Origin of the sequence: Aeromonas sp. QDB03, assembly GCF_027707985.1 — a bacterium.
GTDB lineage: Bacteria > Pseudomonadota > Gammaproteobacteria > Enterobacterales > Aeromonadaceae > Aeromonas > Aeromonas hydrophila.
Genome location: NZ_JAPCJG010000003.1, coordinates 1 through 23,400 on the forward strand (window position 1 = coordinate 1; position 23,400 = coordinate 23,400).

Annotated in this window: 20 protein-coding genes and 1 rRNA gene; 9 read left to right on the forward strand and 12 right to left on the reverse strand. The window is 62.8% G+C overall.

The features are described from left to right. The 4 genes from PG900_RS09120 to PG900_RS09135 all read right to left on the reverse strand — a co-directional run. Window positions 1-217: ribosomal RNA gene (locus tag PG900_RS09120) — 16S ribosomal RNA — on the reverse strand; the annotation flags it as partial. Between the two features lie 492 nt (window positions 218-709). Continuing rightward, entirely contained in the window at window positions 710-1,771 is a 1,062-nt protein-coding gene (locus PG900_RS09125; RefSeq protein ID WP_270831318.1) for an NAD(P)H-dependent flavin oxidoreductase, read from the reverse strand. Further along, entirely contained in the window at window positions 1,768-2,052 is a 285-nt protein-coding gene (locus PG900_RS09130; protein ID WP_270831319.1) for a helix-hairpin-helix domain-containing protein, read from the reverse strand. The genes PG900_RS09125 and PG900_RS09130 overlap by 4 nt, the downstream gene beginning before the upstream one ends. Before the next feature lie 68 nt (window positions 2,053-2,120). Continuing rightward, window positions 2,121-2,768, reverse strand: coding sequence for a ribonuclease T2 family protein (locus tag PG900_RS09135; protein ID WP_039216063.1), 648 nt, complete (start codon window positions 2,766-2,768; stop codon window positions 2,121-2,123). A gap of 230 nt (window positions 2,769-2,998) precedes the next feature. On the opposite strand from PG900_RS09135, the gene PG900_RS09140 reads away from it, so the two are divergent. Together PG900_RS09140 and PG900_RS09145 are read left to right on the forward strand one after the other, a co-directional pair. Then, the gene (locus PG900_RS09140; RefSeq protein WP_005309014.1) at window positions 2,999-3,559 is read left to right on the forward strand and encodes a carbonic anhydrase; all 561 of its coding nucleotides are present in this window, start codon (window positions 2,999-3,001) and stop codon (window positions 3,557-3,559) included. Window positions 3,560-3,704: 145 nt separating this feature from the next. After that, window positions 3,705-3,998, forward strand: a complete 294-nt coding sequence (locus PG900_RS09145; RefSeq protein WP_270831320.1) for a hypothetical protein — start codon at window positions 3,705-3,707, stop codon at window positions 3,996-3,998. A 68-nt stretch (window positions 3,999-4,066) separates the two neighbouring features. Here PG900_RS09145 and PG900_RS09150 read toward each other — a convergent pair whose 3' ends face one another. After that, window positions 4,067-7,117, reverse strand: coding sequence for a cytochrome c peroxidase (locus PG900_RS09150; protein WP_270831321.1), 3,051 nt, complete (start codon window positions 7,115-7,117; stop codon window positions 4,067-4,069). A 193-nt stretch (window positions 7,118-7,310) separates the two neighbouring features. Next, complete coding sequence (locus PG900_RS09155) at window positions 7,311-8,219, reverse strand: SAM hydrolase/SAM-dependent halogenase family protein (protein ID WP_039216060.1); 909 nt, start codon at window positions 8,217-8,219, stop codon at window positions 7,311-7,313. 171 nt (window positions 8,220-8,390) lie between these two features. Between PG900_RS09155 and PG900_RS09160 the strand changes: the two genes are divergently transcribed. Then, window positions 8,391-8,792 (forward strand): hypothetical protein, encoded by a 402-nt coding sequence (locus PG900_RS09160; protein WP_270831322.1) that lies wholly within the window; start codon window positions 8,391-8,393, stop codon window positions 8,790-8,792. 6 nt (window positions 8,793-8,798) lie between these two features. On the opposite strand, the gene PG900_RS09165 is transcribed toward PG900_RS09160, so the two are convergent. Further along, a complete protein-coding gene (locus PG900_RS09165) occupies window positions 8,799-10,031 on the reverse strand; it encodes an MFS transporter (protein WP_270831323.1) in 1,233 nt (410 codons plus the stop codon). A 219-nt stretch (window positions 10,032-10,250) separates the two neighbouring features. On the opposite strand from PG900_RS09165, the gene PG900_RS09170 reads away from it, so the two are divergent. Beyond that, window positions 10,251-11,120: a LysR family transcriptional regulator gene (locus PG900_RS09170; RefSeq protein ID WP_270831324.1), complete on the forward strand. Its 870-nt coding sequence runs from the start codon at window positions 10,251-10,253 to the stop codon at window positions 11,118-11,120. A gap of 102 nt (window positions 11,121-11,222) precedes the next feature. Next, window positions 11,223-12,473: a DEAD/DEAH box helicase gene (locus tag PG900_RS09175; protein WP_270831325.1), complete on the forward strand. Its 1,251-nt coding sequence runs from the start codon at window positions 11,223-11,225 to the stop codon at window positions 12,471-12,473. A gap of 74 nt (window positions 12,474-12,547) precedes the next feature. Here PG900_RS09175 and PG900_RS09180 read toward each other — a convergent pair whose 3' ends face one another. Beyond that, entirely contained in the window at window positions 12,548-13,840 is a 1,293-nt protein-coding gene (locus PG900_RS09180) for a lipopolysaccharide biosynthesis protein (protein ID WP_270831326.1), read from the reverse strand. A gap of 165 nt (window positions 13,841-14,005) precedes the next feature. Next, window positions 14,006-14,770 carry a CphA family subclass B2 metallo-beta-lactamase gene (gene cphA, locus PG900_RS09185; RefSeq protein ID WP_442866155.1) on the reverse strand — a complete coding sequence of 255 codons (765 nt, stop codon included), beginning with the start codon at window positions 14,768-14,770 and terminating at the stop codon, window positions 14,006-14,008. 409 nt (window positions 14,771-15,179) lie between these two features. Between cphA and PG900_RS09190 the strand changes: the two genes are divergently transcribed. Further along, on the forward strand, window positions 15,180-16,025 hold the full coding sequence (locus PG900_RS09190) for a DUF5677 domain-containing protein (protein WP_270831328.1): 846 nt from the start codon (window positions 15,180-15,182) through the stop codon (window positions 16,023-16,025). A 201-nt stretch (window positions 16,026-16,226) separates the two neighbouring features. Here the strand turns inward: PG900_RS09190 and PG900_RS09195 are convergent, their stop codons facing one another. Both PG900_RS09195 and aguA read right to left on the reverse strand, forming a co-directional pair. Then, window positions 16,227-17,930 carry an amidase gene (locus PG900_RS09195; RefSeq protein ID WP_270831329.1) on the reverse strand — a complete coding sequence of 568 codons (1,704 nt, stop codon included), beginning with the start codon at window positions 17,928-17,930 and terminating at the stop codon, window positions 16,227-16,229. Between the two features lie 126 nt (window positions 17,931-18,056). Then, window positions 18,057-19,154 carry an agmatine deiminase gene (aguA, locus tag PG900_RS09200; RefSeq protein ID WP_270831330.1) on the reverse strand — a complete coding sequence of 366 codons (1,098 nt, stop codon included), beginning with the start codon at window positions 19,152-19,154 and terminating at the stop codon, window positions 18,057-18,059. A gap of 153 nt (window positions 19,155-19,307) precedes the next feature. On the opposite strand from aguA, the gene PG900_RS09205 reads away from it, so the two are divergent. After that, window positions 19,308-20,261: a LysR family transcriptional regulator gene (locus PG900_RS09205; protein ID WP_270831331.1), complete on the forward strand. Its 954-nt coding sequence runs from the start codon at window positions 19,308-19,310 to the stop codon at window positions 20,259-20,261. Window positions 20,262-20,457: 196 nt separating this feature from the next. Here PG900_RS09205 and PG900_RS09210 read toward each other — a convergent pair whose 3' ends face one another. Further along, entirely contained in the window at window positions 20,458-21,024 is a 567-nt protein-coding gene (locus PG900_RS09210; protein ID WP_270831332.1) for a TetR/AcrR family transcriptional regulator, read from the reverse strand. Window positions 21,025-21,212: 188 nt separating this feature from the next. Here PG900_RS09210 and PG900_RS09215 point away from each other — a divergent pair, with 188 nt between their 5' ends. After that, window positions 21,213-22,250 (forward strand): alkene reductase, encoded by a 1,038-nt coding sequence (locus tag PG900_RS09215; RefSeq protein WP_270831333.1) that lies wholly within the window; start codon window positions 21,213-21,215, stop codon window positions 22,248-22,250. 204 nt (window positions 22,251-22,454) lie between these two features. Continuing rightward, window positions 22,455-23,393, forward strand: coding sequence for a bifunctional helix-turn-helix transcriptional regulator/GNAT family N-acetyltransferase (locus PG900_RS09220; protein ID WP_029301998.1), 939 nt, complete (start codon window positions 22,455-22,457; stop codon window positions 23,391-23,393). Window positions 23,394-23,400: the final 7 nt, after the last annotated feature.

Genomic DNA, 23,400 nt, shown 5'->3' on the forward strand with positions numbered 1-23,400 from the left:
GGCCCGAAGGTCCCCTGCTTTCCCCCGTAGGGCGTATGCGGTATTAGCAGTCGTTTCCAACTGTTATCCCCCTCGACTGGGCAATTTCCCAGGCATTACTCACCCGTCCGCCGCTCGCCGGCAAAAGTAGCAAGCTACTTTCCCGCTGCCGCTCGACTTGCATGTGTTAGGCCTGCCGCCAGCGTTCAATCTGAGCCATGATCAAACTCTTCAATTTAAGTTTGGTTGCCTGTTAAGGCGGCTCAATGAATTGCTGAATTAACTGCTGCAACTATAAAGTTGCTTTGGTCACTTCATCAGACATTGATATCAAAAATTGTTTTTGATGCTCGATGCTATGAGTGCCCACACAGATTGCTTGATTCAAATTGTTAAAGAGCGACACAGCTTTTGGCTGCTGCGGGAGTGGCATTCTACTCAACCGCCTTCTCGAGTCAAGCCTTATTTTCAAAGGCTTTTCGAGGTTACCGACCCGGTTGTTTGCGTTGCCGCTTGCCGTGTCGATGGGGCGCATTATAGAGAGATTGATCACGCTGGCAAGGGGGCGAATGCAATAAAATTGCAAAAAAGCGCACTTTTTTAGTTATTCATATCCAAGCACAGCTTTTATACAAACTTATCCACAGATAACGAGTAAAACAGGGAGATCCGAGTCTGCTTTTACCCTGTTTTCCATCCCCCCGCTTGAGCCAGCGCTCACATTGACTTCCTATATAGGCATAACGTCAGCCAACCCAGCTTCTTCTACCCAGCGCGAGATCAGCTCGGCAGCCGGCCAGTCACGGCAACCAGAGACATTCTGGCCGGCCCAGAGCGGCGAACACCCAGTGTTTCCCCGCTGTTCGGCCGCACTGCGCAGTGGTGCCAGCGCGCCACTGGCATAAGGAAATGCAGGCACATCTTCGGACAGCGGGCCCAGCTCTCGCATCAGGCGATTGACGATGCCGCGGGCCGGGCGACCACTGAACAGATTGGTCAGCGCCGTGTGTCGCCCTGCCGACGAGTGCAGTGCCGCCCGATGCAGGGCCGAGGTGGTCGCTTCGTGGCAACAGAGAAAGGCGGTGCCCATCTGCACGGCGCTGGCGCCCAACGCCAGTGCGGCGCGAATCCCGCGGCCATCGACAATGCCGCCGGCGGCGATGACCGGCAGCCTCACCGCCTCTACTATCTGTGGCAACAAACTAAAGGTGCCCTGCTGCAGGCTGAGATCGTCCTCGAGGAAATGGCCGCGATGGCCGCCGGCCTCCAGCCCCTGGGCGATGATGGCATCGGCACCATGGTCGGCGAGCCAGCGGGCTTCAGCGACCGTGGTGGCGCTGGCAAATACCTTGGCCCCGCTGGCTTTCACCCTGGCCAGCAACTCGGGCTCGGGCAGTCCGAAATGAAAACTGACCACGGCCGGTGTGAACTCGGCCACCATGGCGGCATGCTCGGCATTGAACGGGGCCCGACTGGCAGCCGCCGTGCTGGCCGTGTCACGCACGCCGTATTCGTCATAGTAAGGCGCCAGCCGCTGCAACCAGCGGGCCTGGGCGGCGGGATCCGGCGCCTCCTGCCGGTGACAGAAGAAGTTGATGTTAAATGGCCCCTCAGCGCTCGCCGCCAGCCTGCTCAGCTCTTCGCGCAAGGTGGCGAGGCTCAGCATGGCCGCAGGCAATGAGCCCAGCGCGCCGGCCCGAGTCACGGCCAGTGCCAGCACGCTGTCCTGCACACCGGCCATGGGGGCTTGAATAATGGGGTAGCGCAGCCCCAGCTCGGCAAACAGCGTCATGATGTCGCCTCTCGCTGCTCCGTAGAGACGCCTCCGACCTGGCTGCGTGCCAGGGCGATGGCCCCATCGATGGCCGCCCGGGCCTGTGGGCTGTTCAGCCAGCAGGTCGAGCCCAGCATGCTGGCCACCAGCTGCACGATATGGCCGGTGTCGGCCGCGGCTAATTGCGCCAGATTGTGGTAGCCAAGCTGTTCAAGCCGCCCGATGACGGTGGGCCCCACCCCTTTCACGCCGAGCAGCAGCCCCCGCTCCTCGCCCGAAAATCCTTGCTTGCTCTTCATTGATCAGACTCCTTTCCCATACCCTCATTGCACATCAGGCCCGCGAGGGGCCTGATGAAGATAAGTGGTCAACGTACGCTGCGCAGCAGGAAGTCCGGCTGACCGCAGGAGCGCAACTCGCGCTTTTGCATCTCGTCGGAACAGGTGACGGCTGCCGTCCCCTCCTTGTTGATGCAGATATAGACCTCCCGCAGGAAGCGGCCACCGTCGGCGCAGGCCACCGTGATGTTGTCCGGAGCCAGCCAGTCGTTGGCACTGGCCAGATCCGCCTTGAGCTGGAAGCGGCTCTTGCGCAGCGGCTCGGCGGGAGACTGATAGGCGGCCGGGATCTTCACTTTCTGGCGCAGGTCGCTGGCTAGCTGATGAAAGCCGCTCTGGCTCAGACCGGAGCAAGTACCGTGCTTCTCCCACTCATGGCGATAGAGGAAGCGGCTGGGATAGAGGCCGGCAAACTGCTGCTCCATCGCCGGATCCAGCCGCTCGCGGCTACAGCTGCTCGGGTAGCCGCGCTGATACTGGGGCCAGAGCCCGTGCAGCACGAATCCCAGCTGGCGGGAACATTGGTCCCGGTCGGCCGGCTTGATGGCGCAATGCTCCGGTGACCAGGAGAGCGCCATGGCGTAATAGTCAAATTCACCGGCCTCCCCTTTGGCCTGCACGGCGGAGGAGAACCAGGGGGCCAGCAGCATGCCGAGCAGCACAACAATCTTCTTCATCTTGGGTATCCAGGGTTATGCACATAATGTCGAGCGGGCCGTTTTGCCCTCGAGAACGGCCATGCTCCCATATTTTGCCCAGAGGGAACACCCTGCCGGGGCGCCGGCCCATGTCGGGGTCAGACCAGTAAAGGGTTTCCCCTCCCGGCACCGAGGCGTAAGCTGACTCTCCGGCGGGCCCGCACGTCCGGCCTGCTTCCCGTCCGCTTTCCTCTTCAACAGGATGTAACATGATCCGCAAGAATCCCTCCGGCCATCTGCCGGTCATCGACGAGTCAGCCTATATCGACAAGACAGCCATCATCTGTGGCAAGGTGATCATCAAGGAGAACGTGTTTGTCGGCCCCTATGCGGTGATCCGCGCCGACGAGGTGGATGCCAGCGGCGACATGGAGCCCATCGTCATCGGCGCCAACTCCAACATTCAGGACGGGGTCGTCATCCACTCCAAGTCCGGCGCCGCCGTCACCATCGGCGAGTACACCTCCATCGCCCACCGCAGCATAGTCCACGGGCCGTGCGAAGTGGGCAACCGGGTGTTCATCGGCTTCAACAGCGTGCTGTTCAACTGCCACATCGGTGATGGCGCCGTGGTGCGCCACAACTCGGTGGTGGACGGCTGCGATCTGCCGCCGGAGTTCTACGTCCCTTCCACCACCCGCATCAACCAGCAGAGCGATCTGGACCATATCCCGCGGGTCTCGGTGGATGCCGCCGAGTTCTCCGAGGACGTGGCCCACACCAACATCGATCTGGTCAAGGGGTACAAAGCGCTCTCCAACGAGTTCTGAGTCCCGCGCTTGCCAGGATCCACAACGGGCGCCCAGGCGCCCGTTGTCACGACTGTAAAGAGGGTGAAAAGGGAGCGTAAAAGCCGTTGAGCTAGCGGCCCGCCTGGCGTTTGATGGGCCATCTTCCCTGGATGGAGTCATCCCCATGTCACGTTACCCCCTCGCGCTCACTCTGCTGCTTGCCAGCCTGTCGGCCCAGGCCTGTGAGCTGCCACCTTCAGCAGCCGGTCGTCCCGACGCCCGCCCGCCGACGTTACCCGCCCCCCTCTATCACGCCAGCAAGCTAGGCCAGGATCCTCAGGCCACCGCCCAGGCGCTGTTCAAGAACATTCCGCCGGCCGAAGCAGACAAACGCTATGAGGTGGTGGTAAGCGTGCGCGAGCTGCCGCCCCAGCCCATCCGGCTCCAACCCGCCGCCGCCCCGCTCAAGGGGCAGTAAGACTCACCACTGGACCAACCATGAAAAGGGCGCCGCCGCGCCCTTGTCGAGATCATGACTCGAATTCCTTAACGTGCCCGCACGCAGGCGACGCCGTGAGCCTCTTGTGGCAGATCCGTGATGAGCTCGCCGCTGCCCGGATCGAGCAGGGGAGCCTCCCCGTCGTCGTTGGGGGCATCGCTGCTCCAGAGCCGGCTGTAGAGCGGCCAGCCCTGCTCCGTCAGTAGTTTCAGCTCCTCACCGCGCTGATGATAGGCGGCAAACAGCGCCGTCAGCTCCCTGGCCGCCGGCAGGCGCCAATCATCGTGGCCACGCGCCACCAGCTGCTGGCAGTAGTCGCGAGCCCGTTCCTGACTCATCACCACATAGTCGTGGGGGAAGGGGTTGTAATCCCCATCGTCATCCCTGGCGCTGCCGTTGTACGCCAGCGCCAGCCGGTCCGCTTCCGCGCGAGTCAGGGGACAGACGAAGATCAGCTCGCCCGCCGCCAGCTCGGGATGACGGCAGCCCTGGCTGAAGTCGGGCTGGGCATCCACCACCTGCACCGCCACTTCCAGCATCCGCTCGCTCGTGCTCACCTGTACCCGGGCAGGCCCCAGCGCCAGAGCGTGGAGCACCCCATCGCCGTCGACGCTGACCCGCTCCGGCGTCATGCTGCGCCACTGCAAGGGGCCCTGCGCCGGACTGAGCATGCCATCGCTGAGCCGCAGTGCGGCCTGCAGAGCCAGCGTCTGGCCCACTTCCAGCCGGGGCGCTGCCGGCGTCACCTGCAGATCGATCACGATGGCAGGCACCGGCGCCTCGTCAGCCACCCCGCTCAATCCGAGCTCGGTAACCGTGGCCGGAGTGCGCCTCGGCTCGGCAGACACGCTGCGCAGAAACTCGCCGATGGCATCCAGCTCGTCGTTGGAGAGACCGAGCGCATGCAGGTGATCGGAGGCTTGCGGGAAGAAGGGATCGTACTGCGCCACCCCGGTCGGGAAGCCCACCCCGCTGCTCCACTTGGTCACCCCGAAGTTGTACATGGCCACCACCCCCTGCACGGAACTGCCGATGCGCTGCGCCAGGATGGGGAAGACCCCGTTGTGCATATAAGGAGCGGTAAACGCCACGTCCCGCAGGCTGGGGGTCTTGAAGCGCCCCATGTCCGCCTTTTGGCGGGTGTGCAGGAAGCGGCCGCGGTCCTCCAGATTGCGGCCATAGTAAGCCAGCCCCACGCTCTCGAACCGGTACTGGCTCAGCAACGGCCCGGAGTGGCAGTTCATGCAGCGGCCATCGGTGCGATAGAGATGCATCCCCCACAGCGCCTTGTCGCTTAGGGCCTGCCCGTCGCCTTGGACGAAGCGCTCGAAGTCGCTGTCGCGGCTGATGATGGTGCGCTCGAAGGTGGCGATCGCCTTGGCAATCCGCTCCAGGCTGATCCCCTCGTCACCGAACGCCGTGGCAAAGGCCGCCGGGTAGTCGCGGCTGGCCTGCAGACGTGCCAGCAGTTCGTCGTGATCCAGCGCCATCTCCACCGGGTTCTGGATGGGGTGCAAAGACTGCTCCTCAAGGGAACCGACCCGGCCATCCCAGAACTGGCTGCTGCTGAAGGCACTGTTGATGATCGAGGGGGCGTTGCGAGTCCCCTTCTGCCCCTGATGGCCCACCGAGACGCTCAGCCCGTCGCTCCACCCTTTTTGCGGATCGTGGCAGCTGGCACAGCTGATGTCTTGCGCCCGGGAGAGCCGCTTGTCGAAGAACAGTTGCTGACCCAGCACCACCTTGGCCCGGCTGTAAGGGTTGTCAGCCGGGAAGGGCACCGCCGGCAGCGGCCCCAGCTCCTGCCACTCGACCCCCTCATCAACTCTGGCCGCCGGCCATTGGGCGGCAGGGCCGGCATACCGGGCGCGCAGGGCGGCCATGTCGGGCATGCTGTCGTCACGGATGACCGAAGGGCGTACCGGATAGGGCGCCAGCGCATACCAGATCACGCTGCCCTCCCCCTCCTCGAGCCAGCTGCCCGTGGCGGGCTGATAAAGAGCGGGGCGGCCGGCGCCGTCCTGCAGCCAGATCCGGGTCGGCACAGCCAGGGCAAAGGTGTGGGGGTAGCGCCAACTCTGCTTGTCCGCCGCCAGCAGCCGTTCGAATTCGGCCAGACCAGGCAGTCGCCAGTCACTGCGTCCGCAGCCGGTTGGCACCACCCCCAGCCCGGCACGGCTGGCCTGCGGCAACGCACTGCTGCCGCTGGCGTGCAGCCAATACTGGCTGCCCTTGACCCCGGCGGTGCTGCGCACATCGTGCAGGCAACGCCAGTCAGTGCCGCTCGTCAGCCGACCCTGCTCATCAAGGCGCAGCAGGTCGGCCGTCTCCGGCTCGTCGGGCTGGCTGGGTTGGGCGGGATAGAGCAGCAGCCTCGCCGCCTCGATGGGGCCGCTGTTGCTGCGCCGATACCAGCTGCGCTCCCCCTGATCGGCACGCAGGGCCAGCAGCATCTGCCAGCTGTCCGGATAGTTGAGCTCGGCCCCCGGCTGGCGCTGGGCCAGCAACAGGGTCGCATAGTCCTGAATGAGCGGTTGCTGTTGCAGACGGATCTGTGCCAGTTGCCCCCACTCGCCCTGATCGAGGGTGCCGTCCCCATTGCGGTCGGCCAGCAGGAACAGCGCCGTCTCCTCTTCATCCAGTCGCAAGGAAGGTGCGTCAGCGCGCCGGGCCGACAGGGCCGTGGCGCCGAGTTCGGCCACCCGGGCCGTCGCGGCGCGCAGAATATAGCTGCCATCGCGCCCCATCAGCTCCAGCGGCTGATCCAGCAGCAAACCGGCCGGCAGCGTCATGACCAGGGGGCGCTCCTCCCCCACCTCTCCGCTCACCGCGATGCCGGTAGCGGCCTGGCGCAGCAGCAGGGTGGCCCCCTGCCCCAGGCGGGTCGTCACATCAAGCCGCACGGTCAACTCGCTGCGGGTATGGGTCGGTACCGGTTCAATCGGCGGCTCTGTGGGTGGCGTCACCACCGGAGGTTCCACCGGCGGCTCTACTACGGGCGGTGTCACCACCGGCACAGAGGGAACGGGCGTCTGGCTATGGTTGTCATTGCAGGCGGTCAGGATCAGCAGGCTGACCAGTAAGAGGCTGGCTTTCATCGTGCAAAGGGTGAGTGGTCTGAGGAGTCGGTGATTATCCAGTTAAATGACAATCATTATCAATATCACCTTGCAAATATGTGTTTTGACAACAACCACGCTGTCGCGGGCACCATGACAAGAGGGCAGGCATCCGTCGATGCCTGCCCTCTTTATCTCCGTGTACCGGTCAGCCGGCGACCTCGGCTCGCTATCAGGAACACTTCTTCAGGCTGATATGCCAGTTGGCGCCGGATTGCACCTGATGTTTGGCGGCGAAGCTGTCCATGTTCAGCGCCACCGACACCTGCAGCAGGCTGTTGAGGTAGACCAGAGGCTGGCCTTCCGGCACATCGCCAAAGCTGCTGACATAAGGAGCCTTGCCCTCGTATTTCAGCGCATCCCCTTCGCTGATCTTGATGCAGGCGTTGTCGCCCTTGTTGATCCCCGCCTTGGTCAGCAGGCTGTCGTCGATGTTGGTCCAGACGTTGCCGTACTGCACGTCCAGGATCGGAATGGTGCCCTTGAGGGTGCCATCCTGCTCGGCCACTGCCGGCTGATAGGGGATCTTCACCACCTCGGCCGGCAGCTTGGGCCCTACCTGCTCATAGCTGATGGCACCGGAGGCGAGCCGGGCGCCGGTGTAGGCGTAGACGTCGCGGCCGTGGAAGGTGTAGGACTTCTCGGAGCCCTTGAGGCGGTTGGTCTTCTCGTCGATCTGGCGCACCGTGTCGATACCGAAGTGCTCCGCCACCAGGGTCAGGGTACCGTTGTCCGGGCTGACGATGTAATGGCCACTCTTGGTCTTGAGCACCACCGACTTGCGATCGGTGCCGACCCCCGGATCCACCACGCTGACGAACACTGTCCCCTTGGGCCAGTACTGCAGGGTCTGATAGAGGCGGTAGGAGGCTTCCCAGATGTTGTAGGCCGGGATCTCATGGGTCAGGTCATAGAGCGGCAGGGTGCGGTCCACCCCGAAGGCGACCCCCTTCATGGCCGAGACGGCGCCATCCTTGAGACCAAAGTCGGTCTGGATCACCAGCGCCTCGTTGGCGGTGGCAAGGCTGCTGGCCAGCAACAGGGCGAGCGCAAGCGCACGGGGGGCGGTACGAATATCCATATCTAAGCTCCTGAAGGTAACGACAAGACAACCATCTAGACATCCAGAATGCCATTACTTCCATATATTGCAAGCCGTATTCCCCGGATGGGGGGCGCCGAAAGCCCTCGCCAGCAGGTCGCGGCGGGTGTATGGATAGGGCAGAGTCGCGACTGCCACTAAGGAGATCCCATGACCCGCAACCAGACCGCCATCCTGCTCAGCCTGGGGGAGCACAACAGCCAGCTGCAGCTGACCCGGGCCGACGGCACCCACTTCACCCGCGACTTGGGCTTCGGCCTCGAGGCCATGACACCGGGCCCGTTTCGCCGGGATCCACCGAGCGCGCTGGAGCTGGAGCAGGCCATCATGGTGGTGGAGGACGTGCTGATGCCGCTGGCCGAGGTGCTCGGCAGTCGTGAACTGAGCCGGGAGAGCCTGGAGCAGCTGTTCGGCCAGTTTGCCGCCATGGTGGAGGGTGACCCGCTGGCCGCAGCCAATCTGCCCAAGACCCGGCGCTTTGCCGCTGTCCTCTTGATCCTGCGCGAATGGATGCACCATCTGTCAGCCGAGCGGGTGCTGCTGGCCGACTGAGTCACACTAGCCGGCAGCCGGCTCGAAGCGGGTGCGCCAGGCCGCCCAGGCCAGCCCCAGGCTGATCAGCACGCTGCCGACGGTGAGCAGATCCACCGCCGCCTGCACGCCGGCCCCGTCGCTGACCCAGCCCAGCAGCACCGGCACCCAGTTCGCCACATAGGCGATCACGTAGAAGAGCGACACCAGCCGGGCGTGGCTGGCAGCCGGCGCGATGCGGTTGACCAGGGTCGCGCTGCCGACGAACACCGCGCCCTGGGCGTAACCGGCCACCAGCAAGCCGAGCACTGCCAGCCACCACGACTGGACATGCACGGCGCCGGCAAACAGCAGCATGCAGAGCGCCAGCGCCAGGGCGCCGCTTTGCAGGGTGTGACGGGCATCGAGCCGACGGGCCCAGAGCTGGCACAGGCCGGAGAGCACCATGTAGGCCGCGATGAGATAGCCGAACAGGCCGAGATCCCGCAGCCCCAGCAGCTGACTCGCCACCTTGGGACCGATGGCCAGCAGGCTGGCCGCCACCGCCCAGGCGGTAAACAGCGCCAGTGCACAAATAAAGAAAGCCGCCCCGGTGGCCTTGAGCCCCTCCCCCAGCGATCCCCTGCCCTGCTGCGTTGCCGCAGCCGGCGCCCCTTGCGCGCGGGCGGGCCAGCTCAATGCCACCCCCGCCATGGCACAGGCCGCCAGCCCCATGATGAGCAGGAAGGGCAGTTGGGTTGGATAGCACTCCAGCTGCAGCGCCAACCCGCTGAACACCGGGCCGAGCGCCAGCCCGGCGGTGAAGGAGAGGGTCGCGCTGAGGGCGGCCCGCTTGCCGCCATCGCGTGGGCCAAAGCGCAGCAGAGCCACGTTGGCGGCGCCGGTCAGGGCGCCGGTGCCGATCCCGGCCAGCACCCGCGCCAGCAACAGCGACCAGAAGGAGTCCGCGAGAGAGAACAACAGGGCGCCCCCCAGTACCGCCAGCAGGGCCGGCAGGATCATGGCGCGCAGATCGCTCACCCTGCCTGCCAGATTGCCGACCCCGAACAGGGAGATCAGCACCCCGCCCGCATAGCCGCCATAGATGAGGGTGAGGCTGACATCGCTCAGGGCCAGCGCCTGCTGATAGTGGGGATAGAGGGGAGTTGGCACGCTGCTGTTGAGCAGCGCCGACATCAACGCCAGCGGTAGAAACAGCAGGATGGCGCGATGGGAGGTGGCCGCCGCAGAGGGGGCGGCGGCGCAAAGAGATGATGACATGCAAGGCTCCGATGAGGGCGGGCAAGGCCGCTGACGAGAGGCGCCATGATAGCGCCCGTCGAGGCCCCTCGACAGCGACACAAATGCATCAGCCTGCTTCAATAATGCATGTCAGTGGCATCTATCTGCATGTCGAGAAGGGCACTCTCGCCTTGTGATCCCGCCGGCACTGGCTTCTAATGGGCACGCCCCGCCGGGGCACTTTGAGTGGGAGGCTCGATGATCAACTGGGACGACGCGCGGTTTTTTCTGGCACTGGCACGGCAGGGCACCCTGCGCGGCGCCGCCGGCGTACTGGGGGTCGATCAGGCCACCGTGGGGCGCCGCATCACGGCGCTGGAGCAGAACCTCGGCTCCAAGCTCTTTATCCGCACCCCCAAGCTCTATGATCTCAGCCCCCTCGGCGAGGCCATGCTGGCGGATGCCAGCGCCATGGAGCTGGCCATCAAGGCCATCGAACGCAAGGCGAGCGCCGGCGATCAGAGCCTGTGTGGCGAGGTGCGCATCGCCACCACCGATACCCTGGCCCAGGCCTTCGTGCTGCCCGCCCTCACCCTGCTGCGCGAGCGCCACCCCGGCATCCGGCTCAGCCTGCAGACCGCGGTCAGCGTCAGCGACATCGCCTACCGGGAGGCCGATCTCGCCATCCGCGGGCTGCGCCCGGACAACGACGAGCTGGTGATCAAGCGCCTCACCACCATAGAGATGGGGCTCTATGCCTCCCGCGACTATCTGGCCCGCCACGGCACGCCCAAGAGCGGCCACGCTCTCAGCCAGCATGCCCTGCTGCTGTTTGCCAGGGAACTGGTCTCCCGCCACTGGCACAGCCTGTGCGGGGAGCCGCTGCACGAGCCCAACGTGGTGCTGCAGTGCAACGCCCAGTTGCTGTTGCTGGCGGCGGCCCGCCAGGGGCTCGGCATCGCCCTGCTCTCCACCTTTCTGGCAGACAAGGAGCCGGAGCTGGTGCGCGTACTGCCCACCCTGTGCGATCCGGTCGACATCTGGCTGGTGCTCCACCCCGACTTGCAAAAAGCCAGCCGGGTGCGCGCCGTGGTGGATGCACTGGAAGAGGTGTTTCACTGCCGCTGAGCCGGCGGCGCCTTCTGCCCACGGCCCCGCATCTGTTACCATGCCGGCCATCAAGACTGTTTCCAGCGCGGCGTGGCCGCGCCCATCCCGACGGGTACCCTTATGTCCATTGCCTCCTTCGCCGATCTGGCGCTCTCCCCCCGCTTGCAGCAGACCCTGACCGAGCTTGGCTACGCCGCGCCGACCCCGGTGCAGGCCAGCGCCATCCCGGTCATTCTGGCGGGGCGCGATCTGATGGCGGGCGCCCAGACCGGCACCGGCAAGACCGCCGCCTTCGTGCTGCCGCTGCTGGAGCAGTTGCTGCAAAACCCGACCAACGATGCCCCCCGCCCCATCCGCGCCCTGGTGCTGGTGCCGACCCGCGAACTGGCAGTGCAGGTACATGAGAGTGTCACGCGCTACGCCAAGGGCACCGAGCTCACCAGCACGCAAGTTTACGGCGGGGTGAGTATCGCGGCGCAAGTGGAGGCGTTGAAAGCCGGGGTGGATATCCTGATCGCCACCCCGGGCCGGCTGCTCGACCATCTGCGGCAGGGGGCGTTGAGTCTGGCGGCGCTGCGCCATCTGGTGTTTGACGAGGCGGATCGCATGCTCGACATGGGCTTTATGGACGAGATCAAGGAACTGCTGAAACAGATCCCGGTGGATCGCCAGACCTTGCTCTTCTCCGCTACCTGCGATGACAACCTGTTTGCCTTGAGCAAGGTGCTGCTGCGTGACCCGGCACTTATCGAAGTGGCACCGCGCAACACCACGGCGGCCGAGGTGGAGCAGCGGGTCTATACGGTGGATGGCGATCGCAAACTGGCGCTGGTCGAACACATGCTCAAAGTGAAAGGCTGGGCGCCGGCCCTGATCTTCAGCCGCACCCGGCAGGGGGCCGACAAGCTGGCCCAGCAGCTCGGCAAGGCGGGCATCAATGCACTGGCCTTCCACGGTGATCTGTCACAAGGCGCGCGGGAGAAGGTGCTGCTGGAGTTTCGCGCCGGCACCCTGCAGGCGCTGGTTGCCACCGACGTGGCGGCCCGCGGCCTAGATATCACGGATCTCAACTACGTGATCAATATGGAATTCCCATTTGTGGCAGAGGATTACGTACACCGTATCGGCCGCACCGGTCGCGCCGGCAACAAGGGGCTCGCCATCACCTTGTTCAGCCCGGAAGATGCGCCGCTGCTGGAGAAGGTGGAGGCGGTGCTCGACACCCGTTTGCCCCAGCAGTGGTTCCCGGGCTTTGAGCCAGACCTGACCCGCTTCGAGCCCGAGCCGCGCCGCAGCAGCAAGGCAGCCCAGAAGCAGCGTGCCAGAAAGCAGGCACTGGCTGGCAACAAGGGTGGCAAGGGCCGGCGCTAAGCCGCCCCGGCACCGCCAATAAAAAAACGCCCAGTCGGGCGTTTTTTGTTATCCGATACACACCTGCTCCACTCCTACGGCGCAGCCGCCAGTTCCGGCGGCAAGGCCCGCAGGATGCGCTGCTCGGCCAGGGTGGAGAGCACGAACATCACCAGATAACCAAGGCCCAGCGCCACGATAATGGCCACCACGTTGGTGGTGAAGCGGGCCACCAGGTAGTAGGCCGCCACCAGCGCCACTATGCCCACCGCGCGGATCAGCAGACTCTGGGTAAAGTGGCCGTGGGCCTTGATGTAGGCAAGCTGGTAACCGTTGAGCATCATGAAGATGAAGAAGAGGGAGAAGTGCAGCAGCACCGGTACGGCCCCCAGATAGTCGGCCGGGAACAGCAGCGACACCAGCGGCTTGCCCGCCAGCAGCATCACCAGAAAGAACACCAGGCTGACGATGGCGCTGAGGCGGAAGATCCAGCGCCGGATCAGGCGGATCTGGCGGTGATCGCCGCTGCGCAGATTGACCGCCAGCTCCGGCAGCACGAAGCGGTAGATGGGGAAGACGAACAGGGTGGTCATGTAGGTGAAGATGGGGCGCACCACCACCTGAAAATCCCCCAGCTCGTCGAGGCTGAAGTGGCGGATGGTGAGCAGTACCGTGATGTAGATCATCAGGATGCTGGCCCCCGCCTCGAGGGATGCGGTAAAGCTCTTCTTCACATAGCTGCGCATCTCGGGGCCAAGCTCGACCTTGGTCAGCGGCCGGGTGGCGATGGCCCGACGGCGATGCAGATACATGTAGCCGGCGATGCCAAGCGAAGAGAAGGTCAGTCCGTAGAAGAGCGAAGCGAGCGCATCCATCCCCAGCCCGAAATAGCAGGCCATAAACAGCAAACCGTTGGCCAGCGGCTCCAGCCAGGTGACCCGGTTGGAGATCCCGTACATCCGGTACATGGCCACCAGATTGGTGAAGTAGACCTTGAACCCGAGCCCGAAGATGACCCCCACCAGTTCCAGATACTCCACCCGGATATGGAGCCCGTGCTTGATGTAGGGGATCACCAGCCCCCAGGTGAGCAGCACCATGCCAATGAGGAAGTAGCGGAAGATATTGATGATGTCCCGATCGTTTTTGGTCTGGGAGTAGCTCACCACCATGGATGAGCGAAAGCCGGTCATCAGGATGAGGGACAGCGAGATCAAATCCACCACGCTGTTGAACAGCGCCAGATCCCCCTTGGCCACCCACTGCGCCAGCCACACCTTGAAGGCGAAGCCGATGATGATGCTGGCAAGCGACGCCCACATGCCGGTGATGAAAGCCTGCTTGAGGCGGCCAAGTGAATCGGGTTGTTCGTCTTGAATTGCGTGCATCACGAAAGGCCCGCTAACTGCGTGAAGAGAGGCCCATCTTATGAAAGGGGGCCGCCCTTGAACAGCCCGAAACAGGGGGCAAGGGCGATCCCCTGCCAGAAACGCCCGACCGGGCGTCTCCTTTATCGTGCGCCCAGCCCGTCATTCGGCTGCCGCTGCGGCGGCTTATGACTGGGGTGCGGCCTTGATCAGCGCCTCGTAGTGATCAATCAGCTCGGGGCCGTGCAGCGGTGAGTCGTGGCCGCCCACCACCGTCTTGATCGGCAGCTTCATCGCCTTGAGTCGCTCGATGGTCTGCGGATACGCCTTCACATCGGCAAAGCTCAGGTTGCCCAGCTTCTCCTTGAGGATGCAGTTGCCATAGAGCACCTGCTCGTCGGGGAAGTAGACAAAGATGCCGTCCGGGGTATGGGCCGGGCCCGCGTAGAAGGCGCGCAGCTTGCCCTCTTGCAGGGTGAAGTCACCATCGTGCACCACGTTGGGCAGCACCAGCGGCAGATCCGGGTATTCCGGCAGCCCCTTGCGGGTAAAGGCGACAATCTCGGCCCAGTCGCTCTTCATCAGATCCCGGGTCTGGCGCGTCGCCACCACCTTGGCGCCGATGGACTTCCAGTAGGCGTTACCGCCCGCCCGATCGGTGTGGTAGTTGGTGTTGATCACCTCCAGCACCGGCTTGCGGCTGACCCGTTTGATCAGCTTGTGCAGCTCGCGGGCGGTATCCGGTGTCCAGGTCGCCCCCACCACAGTCACTCCCTTGGCACCGAAATAGACCATGGAGTTCTCTTTGACGTAGTAGTTATCTTCAACAACATAGACAGGGCCGCTCACCTGCTTGAGGGAGATCCCCGCCGCCCGCACGCTGCCGCCCCAGAAACTCGCCATCAGCACCACGGCGCCGGCCAGCCCGCACTTTATCCAACCTTTCATCATCTTGCTCCCTCGAACCAACCGGCCCCTCGCCACCCCTGTGACAAGCCGGGCCCATTTATCAGTGGGCAGAAAATACGGGGGATTTGTGAAGGGAAAATGGGCTTGTGTGAAGGGAAAATGGGCTTGTGTGAAGGGAAGGTGAAGTCTGGGGAAAGTCCGGAAAAATCGGCAGCGACCTCCTATTCGCGAACGTCCGAATACGCTTCGCTATTCGAACCTGCGGCCCTATTAGGATCAGTTATTTAGCAACCTTGGATGCCAAAGGCCAATCAGCGATCCCATTTCACAGTCGCTCTACAGCCCTACACGTACCTTATGTTGTTCTTCATCAAACTAGATGTGATACCCTTCCAAAATGGCCCCATATGGGCATAAAAAACTGGCATCAACATACTAGCCCAAGGTCTTTATGGAAAAAATAATTGAAAAAATAATCCAGGCAGCCCAAATAAAAGAAGCCCACGCATCACATGCACCAATAATTAAGAGTGCTTTTTTAAAACTGAGGGAAATCTTCCTAGAACTAGACATTGAACAGGGAGAAGGTATTAGTTATACAATTCAACGAATTCAGATTAGAACCCTGTTAAATACCCTGACAAAATTATTAGAGGCAATAATCACCCTACTTGATGAAAAAAACTATGAGAGTATAGACCCATTAGCTAGGGTGGCAATGGAGCACTCGGTAAATGTCATTTATTTAAGTAGAGGCAAAAAAAATGAACGTTCCAAGCAATTACTTAAGCACTACATTGAAACAACATTAGAAAAATCTGATTTCTGGTATAAATTTGCGCAAAAGAATTGCGATGATGTAGCCGCTGATATTGCCCTAAAAAAAATCAATTTCCTTAAAGAGCTCAAAGTGGGCCATTCTGGACTATATGATCGTTCCATTGGTAAGTGGCCCAGTCCATTTAAAAGATTTGAAGAATGTGGGTATGAAGCAGAATATGTTACATTATATGCAATGAATTCAGATTCAGTTCATAGCCTATCGGAAGATGCTTATAATTACTGTACAGTCAGCAATTATCCTGATGAGTTACAGGAGCATGTAATAAGAAATTACAGAGCATTAAGTCTATCAATGTCAGTTTATCTATCGATAAAATCAGTCTACTTTTATGGACTTACTATAAATAGTATTTGTCAGCTTTTAAAAACCAATCATAACATCTCAAACATAGTAAATGAATTACATGATATAACACTTGAACATGAAGAAGAAAATCTCCAACGATGGAGTTAATGAAAATCTGTTATATCCCTAATAATCTCTACACATCTAGAGACTATCGAATATGCAATGATATTATTCATCAAAGAAGAAAGATCAGGATATTCAATGAACATATCTATTACCCAATAATAAAAGTAAAAACCACCCGTATAACGGGTGGTTTTTTTATTATCTCAGAATGATCCAGAGAGATTTAACTCACGGCAGCACTCACCCCAACGGCGGCGTCCGTGGCGGCACCATACGCTTGCTGCCGGTGGACTCGAAGGCCGAGGCGAAGCGCAGCAGCTTGTTGTCGTCATAGGCGCGGCCGGCGAAGGTCAGGCCCACCGGCATGCCGATATCGGCCATGACGCCCATGGGGACGGTGACGGTCGGCACGCCGAGGTGGCGAATGGCGAGGTTGCCGTTGGCGACCCAGATGCCGTTGCTCCAGGCGATATCGGCGGAGGCCGGATTCACATCCGCGTCAGCCGGGGCGACGTCGGCAACGGTGGGGAACAGCACGGCGTCGAGCTTGAGCCCGTCCATCCAGTCTTCCAGATCCAGCTTGCGGGTCTTCTCCAGACCACGCAGGCCGTCCGGCACCGAGGCAATCTCGTCGAAGCGCTTGAGGCCGCGCTTGGCCATCTTGACGTACTCGTCCATGCCCGCCGCCAGATCGCCCTCGCGGTTCGGCAGGGTGCCCGGATCGTGGGGGAAGATCTTCGGGCCATCCACATCGGCCAATTTATTCAGCTTGGGATCGCCGTTGGCGCGCAGGAAGTCGTCGAACGCCCAGCCGGAGAGCTCCCACAGCTCGTCGTTGAGAAACTCCGGGCTCACGATGCCGCGATTGAACACGGTCGGCGCGCCGGGCCTGTCCCCTTCGCAGTTGGAGACCAGCGGGAAGTCCACTTCGATGACTTCGGCACCAGCGGCTTCCAGCGCCTGGCGGGCCTGTTCCCACAGGGCAATCACGGTCTCGCGGGTATGGATCCGCTGACCGGTCGGGCCGCCAATGCCGGGGTTTTCGCTGGTGCCGGCCAGTTCATCCTTGTTGATAAACATGCGCGGCACGCCGAGCCGCTTGCCCTTGAGGGCATCGGGCTTGGCAGCCAGATCCAGATAGGAAGCCGGACGCACCTCGGAGGCCTTGGGGATCTTGACCCAGGGCTGCAAGCGCCACAGATCGCCACGGGTATCGGCATCGTCGGCCACGACCACATCCAGCACTTCCAGGAGGTCGTTCATGGTGCGGGCATAGGGCACCACCACGTCCATGGTCGGGGTCAGCGGCCAGTTGCCGCGCACCGAAATCACGCCGCGGGACGGGGTGTAGGCACACAGGCCGTTGTTGGAAGCCGGGCCACGGCCGCTCGACCAGGTCTCTTCCGCCAGACCAAAGGCGGAGAAGCTGGCGGCGGTGGCAGTACCGGCCCCGTTGGAGGAGCCGGAGGCAAAGGGTGCGGTCAGGTAGTCGGCGTTGTAGGGGCTCTCGGCACGGCCATAGACGCCGCGCTGCATGCCGCCATTGGCCATCGGCGGCATATTGGTTTTGCCAAGGCAGATGGCACCGGCGGCGCGCAGCCGCTCAACGGTAAAGGCATCGCGCTGGGCCACCAGATCCTTGAAGGCCGGGCTGCCGGAGGCGGCGGTCAGCCCCTTGACCAGATAGCTGTCTTTGGCGGTGTAGGGGATGCCGTCGAGCGGCCCCAGAGTTTCGCCACGGGCGCGGCGGGCATCGGAAGCCTCGGCTTCTTTTAGCGCATCGGGATTGGGCACCACAAGGGCGTTGAGGCGGGTTTGTGTCTCGGGGCCGTTGTAGGCCTCGATCCGGGCCAGATAGGCCTTGACCAGTTCGACCGCGGTGGTGCGGCCTGATTCGAGCGCACCGCGCAGTTCGGCAATGGAAACCTCGGTCACTTCGATCATGGGGATCTCCTGTAAAGGGTGACGGTTTGTCATGATGATCGCCGCATCAGCACCTGCGACCATCACATCATCAAGAGAGAAAACCCCACGGCGTGGGGTTTTGAATTTCTACACTCTTCGACCAGCTTATTGACCTGAAGGGATTTGCTGAGTAATGCAGTGGATATTGCCACCGCCCAGCAGGATCTCGCGGGCCGGCACGCCGACGACCTTATGCTCCGGGAAGATCTCTTCCAGAATGCGCTGAGCTTCGCCGTCGGTGGCGACATCCAGCAGCGGGTAGACGATGCGATCGTTGGTGATGAGGAAGTTCACGTAGGAGCCGGCCAGACGGCCTTCCGCCTCGCGCGGCACACCGGTACCACTCTCGACACCGGCAGACTCTTCCTGAGTGCAGTAGAGCGGGCCCGGCTGGGGCAGCTTCCACACTTTCAGCTTGCGACCCTTGGCGTCGACCGCGGCTTCCAGCACCTTGAGGGCGGCCACGGAGCGGGCGTACTGGGGATCGTTCTGGTCGTCAGTCCAGTGCAGGGCCACTTCACCCGGACGCACGAAGCAGCACATGTTGTCGATGTGGCCGTCGGTCTCGTCCATGTAGACGCCTTCGTCCAGCCAGATAAAGCTCTGCACACCCAGATAGTCGCGCAGGTGTGCTTCGATTTGCTCTTTGCTCAGGTGCGGGTTGCGGTTTTCGTTGAGCAGGCACTCGGCGGTGGTCAGGCAGGTGCCTTCGCCGTCGACGTGGATGGAGCCCCCTTCCAGAATGAGCGGCGCGTCGTAACGGGCCATGCCGTGCTGTGCCAGCATCTGGGCCGCCACTTGCTCGTCTTGATCCCAGGGGTAGTAGAGACCGCCCTTGTGACCGCCCCAGGCGTTGAAGCCCCAATCCACCCCACGGCACTCGCCGGCCGCGTTGGTGACTATGGTGGGGCCGCTGTCGCGGGCCCAGCAGTCATCGCTGTTCATCTCGACCAGGGTGACATGGCTGGGCATGATGGCGCGAGCCTGCTCCATAAACTGGGCCGGTACCCCCATAAAGACCGGGGTGGCTTGCCCAATAGCATCCGCCACCTTGGCGAAGGTGGCTTGCGCGAAGCGACCGGCCTCACGCCAGTTGTCCGGGCGAAACGGCCAGATCATCCAGACGGCCTGCTGGTGTGCCCACTCGGCGGGCATGGTGAAGCCGTCAGCGGCCGGCGTGGTGTTCATGGTCTTGATGCTCATCGCAAGGCTCCTTGCATGGATTGAGACCCCGCAGGCGTGAAAACGCGGCGCGGGGATCCTGGAAAAATAACAGTGGTCGCAGTGTAAGAAGTTGCGCTCACATCCATCAAATGAATAGGATGGATTGTCCCATAAGCTAGGCAAATAATCTTGATGAAACTGCACCAGCTCGACCTCAACCTGCTGCTCGCCTTTGACGCCCTGATGGCGCAGGGCAGCGTCACCCGCGCCGCCGAAACCCTCTTTATCAGCCAGCCCGCCATGAGCCATGCGCTCAATCGCCTGCGCACCTTCTTTGGCGATCCGCTCTTGGTGCGTACCCCGCAAGGAATGCTGCCGACCCCGCGCGCCCAGCGGCTGCATCTGGGGGTACAGCAGGCGCTGCGACTGCTGGAGCAGCAGCTCAGCGATGAGGAGGTGTTTGAGCCGAGCCAGTCGAAGCGCCGCTTCGTGCTCTGCACCACGGATTACGTGGAGTGCGTGCTGATCCCGCCGCTTATCCAGCGCCTCAAACGGCTGGCGCCCGGAGTCACCATCGAGATCCGCATCTTGCGCGACACCCTGCCCGAAGCCGAGCTGGCGAGCGGCGAGATAGATCTCGTGCTGGGCTTTGACGAATACATGCAAGTGCCGGGGTATCTCGGCAAGGAGACCTGGCTCACCGAGCCGCTGGCCGGGCTGGTGCGCGCCGATCTGCCGATGACCGCCCCGGCGCTCGCAGAGAGTGGGGATGACCCGGCGCTGCAGGGCGAGCGCATCAGCTTGGCGCAGCTGATCGAGATGCCCCACGTGTTCCACTCACCGCTCGGAACCTCGGAGGCGAGTCTGGATCGCTATCTGAAGACGCTGGGGTTCAGTCGTACCATCTCGGTCAACAGCCAGAGCTATATGTCCGCCGCCGCCATCGTCAGCCAGAGCGATCACCTGCTGGTGCTGCCCAGCATGGTGGCCGAGCTGCTCGCCAGCCACTGGCCGCTGAAAAGCCTGCCGCTGCCCGAAGATGTGCCGGATTATCACCTCAACTGCGTCTGGCATCCGGTGCATGCGCAGCAGCCGGCGTTGATCTGGTTAAAGGCGCTGATGAAGGAGTTGGTGAATCCGGGATAAGCGGCAGTGGCAGGCAGCCCCCCCTCATCCCCAACCCTTCTCCCGCAAGGGGAGAATTGCGCTGAGCCGTGACCTCCCCCTCATCCCCAACCCTTCTCCCGCAAGGGGAGAAGGGAGCAAACAACTCGGCTGCGTGTGGCATCCCCAGAAACAACCATGGCTCCCGCGGGAGCCATGGTTGTTTCTGGGCGGCGCATTACGCCCTCAGGGCCATCATCAACTGGGTGACCACGCCACCCAGCAGGGCGGGCTCGGGCCGGCACTGGGCGAAGGTGACCAGGCCCTGAATGTTGATGAGTAAAAAGGCGGTCAGGGTCGGGATGTCGCGCCCGGCCGCCAGCTCGCCGCGCTCGAGGGCCAGGCTCAGCACCGCAGCCAGATCGGCATCCAGCTCGCCATAGATGGCCTTGAGCTTCAGGTGCAGCTCTTCGTCCTGCTCCGCCAGCTCCATCAGGGTGCGGGTCACCAGACAGGTGCCGCAGAGGGCGTCGTTCACCACCTGCTCGAGGTAGGCCTGCACCCCCGCCAGCGGGCTCGCGGCGGCGAAGAAGCTGCGCCGCAGGGCGCTCTTCTCCTGCACATAGTGATCAACTGCCGCCAGCAGCAGGCCGCGCTTGTTGCCAAACGCCGCGTAGAGGCTGCCTGGATGCAACCCGGTCGCCGCCACCAGCTCCTGCATGGTGGTCTTGGCGTAACCCTTGGCCCGAAATGCTTCCATGGCATTTCGCAAGACGTCGTCCCGGTTGAACTCGGCGCTGCGCATGGTTTCTCCGTTGAAAAAGCGGATTCACCGGCCTGGGGCCGGCGAGGGGAAATAAGAGGGCGGCAAGTTTACCCCAGCGGGACCGCAACACCAACCCATGTTGAATGCTCGTTCAAAAAAGACTTGCACACAAAACAAAAAACGTCTTGAATGCACGTTCAAGAATCACTCCCTCAGGACAGACGATCATGAATACCCTGTTTCAGCCCTATCGCCTCAACGACACCCTCACCCTCGCCAACCGTTTCATGATGGCTCCCCTCACCCGCTGCATGGCAGGCCCAGGCCTGGTGCCCACCGAGCAGATGGCCGCCTATTACGCGCGCCGCGCCGACATCGGCCTCATCATCTCCGAAGCCACCATCATCCGGCCGGACGGTCAGGGCTACCCCAATACTCCTGGGATCTACAGCGCCGAGCAGATCGCCGGCTGGAAGAAAGTGACCGGCGCCGTGCATGCCAACGGCGGCAAGATCTTCGCCCAGCTGTGGCACGTGGGTCGTCTCTCCCACCCCTTCTTCCACCATGCCGAAGTGCTGGCCCCCTCTGCCGTCGCCCATGAGGGCACGGTGCCGCGCATGCGCGAGCTGGTCTATCAGGTGCCGCGCGCCCTGACCGAGAGCGAAATCGCCCAGCTGGTCGAGGATTACGCCCAGGCCGCCGCCAACGCCATCGAAGCGGGCTTTGACGGGGTGGAGATCCACGGTGCCAACGGCTACCTCATCGATCAATTCCTGCACCACGCCAGCAACCTGCGCACCGACAACTACGGCGGCAGCCCCGAGAACATGAGCCGCTTCGCGCTGGAGGTGGTGGATGCCATCAATGCCCGCATCGGCGGGGATCGGGTGGGCCTGCGCCTCTCCCCCGGCGCCTACGTGCACCTTGAAGGGGATGCCCGGGATCGCGCCGTGTTCGACCACCTGCTGGCCGAGCTGAACCAGCGCAACCTGGCCTATGTGCACCTCGGCATCTTCGATGACAGCCTCACCTTCGACTACTTGGACGGCCGCGCCTCCGACTACCTGCGCGCCCGCTACGATGGCCATCTGGTGGGGGTGGGCAACTACAGCGCCGAGACCGCCGCCGAGGCCATCAAGGCCGACCGCTTCGACCTCGTCGCCATCGGTCGCCCGCTCATCGCCAACCCGGACTACCTCGCCAAAGTGAAACAGGGCGACGCCCTGGTGCCCTATACCGACACCATGCTGGCCGAGCTGGTCTAACGCTCGCCGGCACCTTGCCTGACCAAGGATGGGATCCGCGCCCTCGCGCGGGTTTCCAATGTTTGGGCCCCCTCCCGGGCCCTTTTTTGTGCCCGCTTGTCATGTCCGCCGTTTCCCAACCCTCGCCAGTGCAATAAAAAAGTTGCTAGTAACAACTAGTTGGCTATATTGGTTGTTGATGACAACCAAATAGGAAGCCCTGATATGGATCCCCGCCCCCTGCGCGCCCTGTCGCGCGATCTGGTTCGCGAACTCGGCATGCTCTCCCAGCAGTGCGGCGAACTGGCGCTCAGTCCGCTCGAAGCCCATCTGCTGATCGAGCTGGAGAGCGGCCCCGCCACCAACCAGCAACTGGCCGAGCGGCTGCGCATCGACAAGTCCAACGCCAGCCGCCCGCTGGCCCGCCTGGCCGAGCGCGAGCTCATCAGCTGGCACCCCCATCCGTCCGATGGTCGCAGCAAGGAGGCGCGCCTCACCATCGCCGGCCAGGCCCAGCTGCTGGATCTGCATCAGGAGATGGACAGCGCCATGGAAGAGACCCTGGCCCAGCTCACCCTCGCCGAGCGCGAGCAGTTGTGGACCGGTCTGCGCCTCTATCGCAGCGCCCTCTCCCGCGCCCGTCGCCAGCAGGGTTACCGCATCCGTCCCATCACAGCCGCCGACAACCCCCATATCGCCGCCGTGATCCGTGCCGTCTCCGCCGAATACGGCCTCACCGCCGACAAAGGCTACGGGGTGGCCGACCCCAATCTGGATCGGCTGCATGAGACCTATCAGGGCGCGCAGAGCCGCTACTGGGTGATCGAGGGGCCGGACGGCACCATTCTCGGCGGGGGCGGCATAGCGCCGCTGGCGGGAGAAGAGGGGCAAGTCTGCGAGCTGCAGAAGATGTACTTCATGCCCTCCCTGCGCGGGCTGGGGCTGGGACGCCGGCTGGTGCTGCAGGCGCTGGACGAGGCGCGCGCGCTCGGTTATCAGCGCTGCTATCTGGAGACCACCGCCGTGCTGCGCGAGGCCACCGCGCTCTACGAATCCCTGGGCTTCGAACACCTGCCGGGCCCGCTTGGCTGCACCGGCCACGATGCCTGCGAGATCTGCATGGTGCTGACGCTTGGCGCCGACGATGGCCAGCGACCAGCCTGAGCGATCA

What these genes read in the sequence shown, in the direction of transcription:
- PG900_RS09210 (WP_270831332.1), bottom strand. Translation starts at nt 21,024, where the DNA reads ATGCGCAGCGCCGAGTTCAACCGGGACGACGTCTTGCGAAATGCCATG.
- PG900_RS09215 (WP_270831333.1), top strand. Translation starts at nt 21,213, where the DNA reads ATGAATACCCTGTTTCAGCCCTATCGCCTCAACGACACCCTCACCCTC.
- PG900_RS09205 (WP_270831331.1), top strand. Translation starts at nt 19,308, where the DNA reads ATGAAACTGCACCAGCTCGACCTCAACCTGCTGCTCGCCTTTGACGCC.
- PG900_RS09130 (WP_270831319.1), bottom strand. Translation starts at nt 2,052, where the DNA reads ATGAAGAGCAAGCAAGGATTTTCGGGCGAGGAGCGGGGGCTGCTGCTC.
- PG900_RS09140 (WP_005309014.1), top strand. Translation starts at nt 2,999, where the DNA reads ATGATCCGCAAGAATCCCTCCGGCCATCTGCCGGTCATCGACGAGTCA.
- PG900_RS09165 (WP_270831323.1), bottom strand. Translation starts at nt 10,031, where the DNA reads ATGTCATCATCTCTTTGCGCCGCCGCCCCCTCTGCGGCGGCCACCTCC.
- PG900_RS09175 (WP_270831325.1), top strand. Translation starts at nt 11,223, where the DNA reads ATGTCCATTGCCTCCTTCGCCGATCTGGCGCTCTCCCCCCGCTTGCAG.
- PG900_RS09195 (WP_270831329.1), bottom strand. Translation starts at nt 17,930, where the DNA reads ATGATCGAAGTGACCGAGGTTTCCATTGCCGAACTGCGCGGTGCGCTC.
- aguA (WP_270831330.1), bottom strand. Translation starts at nt 19,154, where the DNA reads ATGAGCATCAAGACCATGAACACCACGCCGGCCGCTGACGGCTTCACC.
- PG900_RS09160 (WP_270831322.1), top strand. Translation starts at nt 8,391, where the DNA reads ATGACCCGCAACCAGACCGCCATCCTGCTCAGCCTGGGGGAGCACAAC.
- PG900_RS09180 (WP_270831326.1), bottom strand. Translation starts at nt 13,840, where the DNA reads ATGCACGCAATTCAAGACGAACAACCCGATTCACTTGGCCGCCTCAAG.
- PG900_RS09125 (WP_270831318.1), bottom strand. Translation starts at nt 1,771, where the DNA reads ATGACGCTGTTTGCCGAGCTGGGGCTGCGCTACCCCATTATTCAAGCC.
- PG900_RS09135 (WP_039216063.1), bottom strand. Translation starts at nt 2,768, where the DNA reads ATGAAGAAGATTGTTGTGCTGCTCGGCATGCTGCTGGCCCCCTGGTTC.
- PG900_RS09145 (WP_270831320.1), top strand. Translation starts at nt 3,705, where the DNA reads ATGTCACGTTACCCCCTCGCGCTCACTCTGCTGCTTGCCAGCCTGTCG.
- PG900_RS09170 (WP_270831324.1), top strand. Translation starts at nt 10,251, where the DNA reads ATGATCAACTGGGACGACGCGCGGTTTTTTCTGGCACTGGCACGGCAG.
- PG900_RS09220 (WP_029301998.1), top strand. Translation starts at nt 22,455, where the DNA reads ATGGATCCCCGCCCCCTGCGCGCCCTGTCGCGCGATCTGGTTCGCGAA.
- PG900_RS09190 (WP_270831328.1), top strand. Translation starts at nt 15,180, where the DNA reads ATGGAAAAAATAATTGAAAAAATAATCCAGGCAGCCCAAATAAAAGAA.
- PG900_RS09155 (WP_039216060.1), bottom strand. Translation starts at nt 8,219, where the DNA reads ATGGATATTCGTACCGCCCCCCGTGCGCTTGCGCTCGCCCTGTTGCTG.
- cphA (WP_442866155.1), bottom strand. Translation starts at nt 14,770, where the DNA reads ATGATGAAAGGTTGGATAAAGTGCGGGCTGGCCGGCGCCGTGGTGCTG.
- PG900_RS09150 (WP_270831321.1), bottom strand. Translation starts at nt 7,117, where the DNA reads ATGAAAGCCAGCCTCTTACTGGTCAGCCTGCTGATCCTGACCGCCTGC.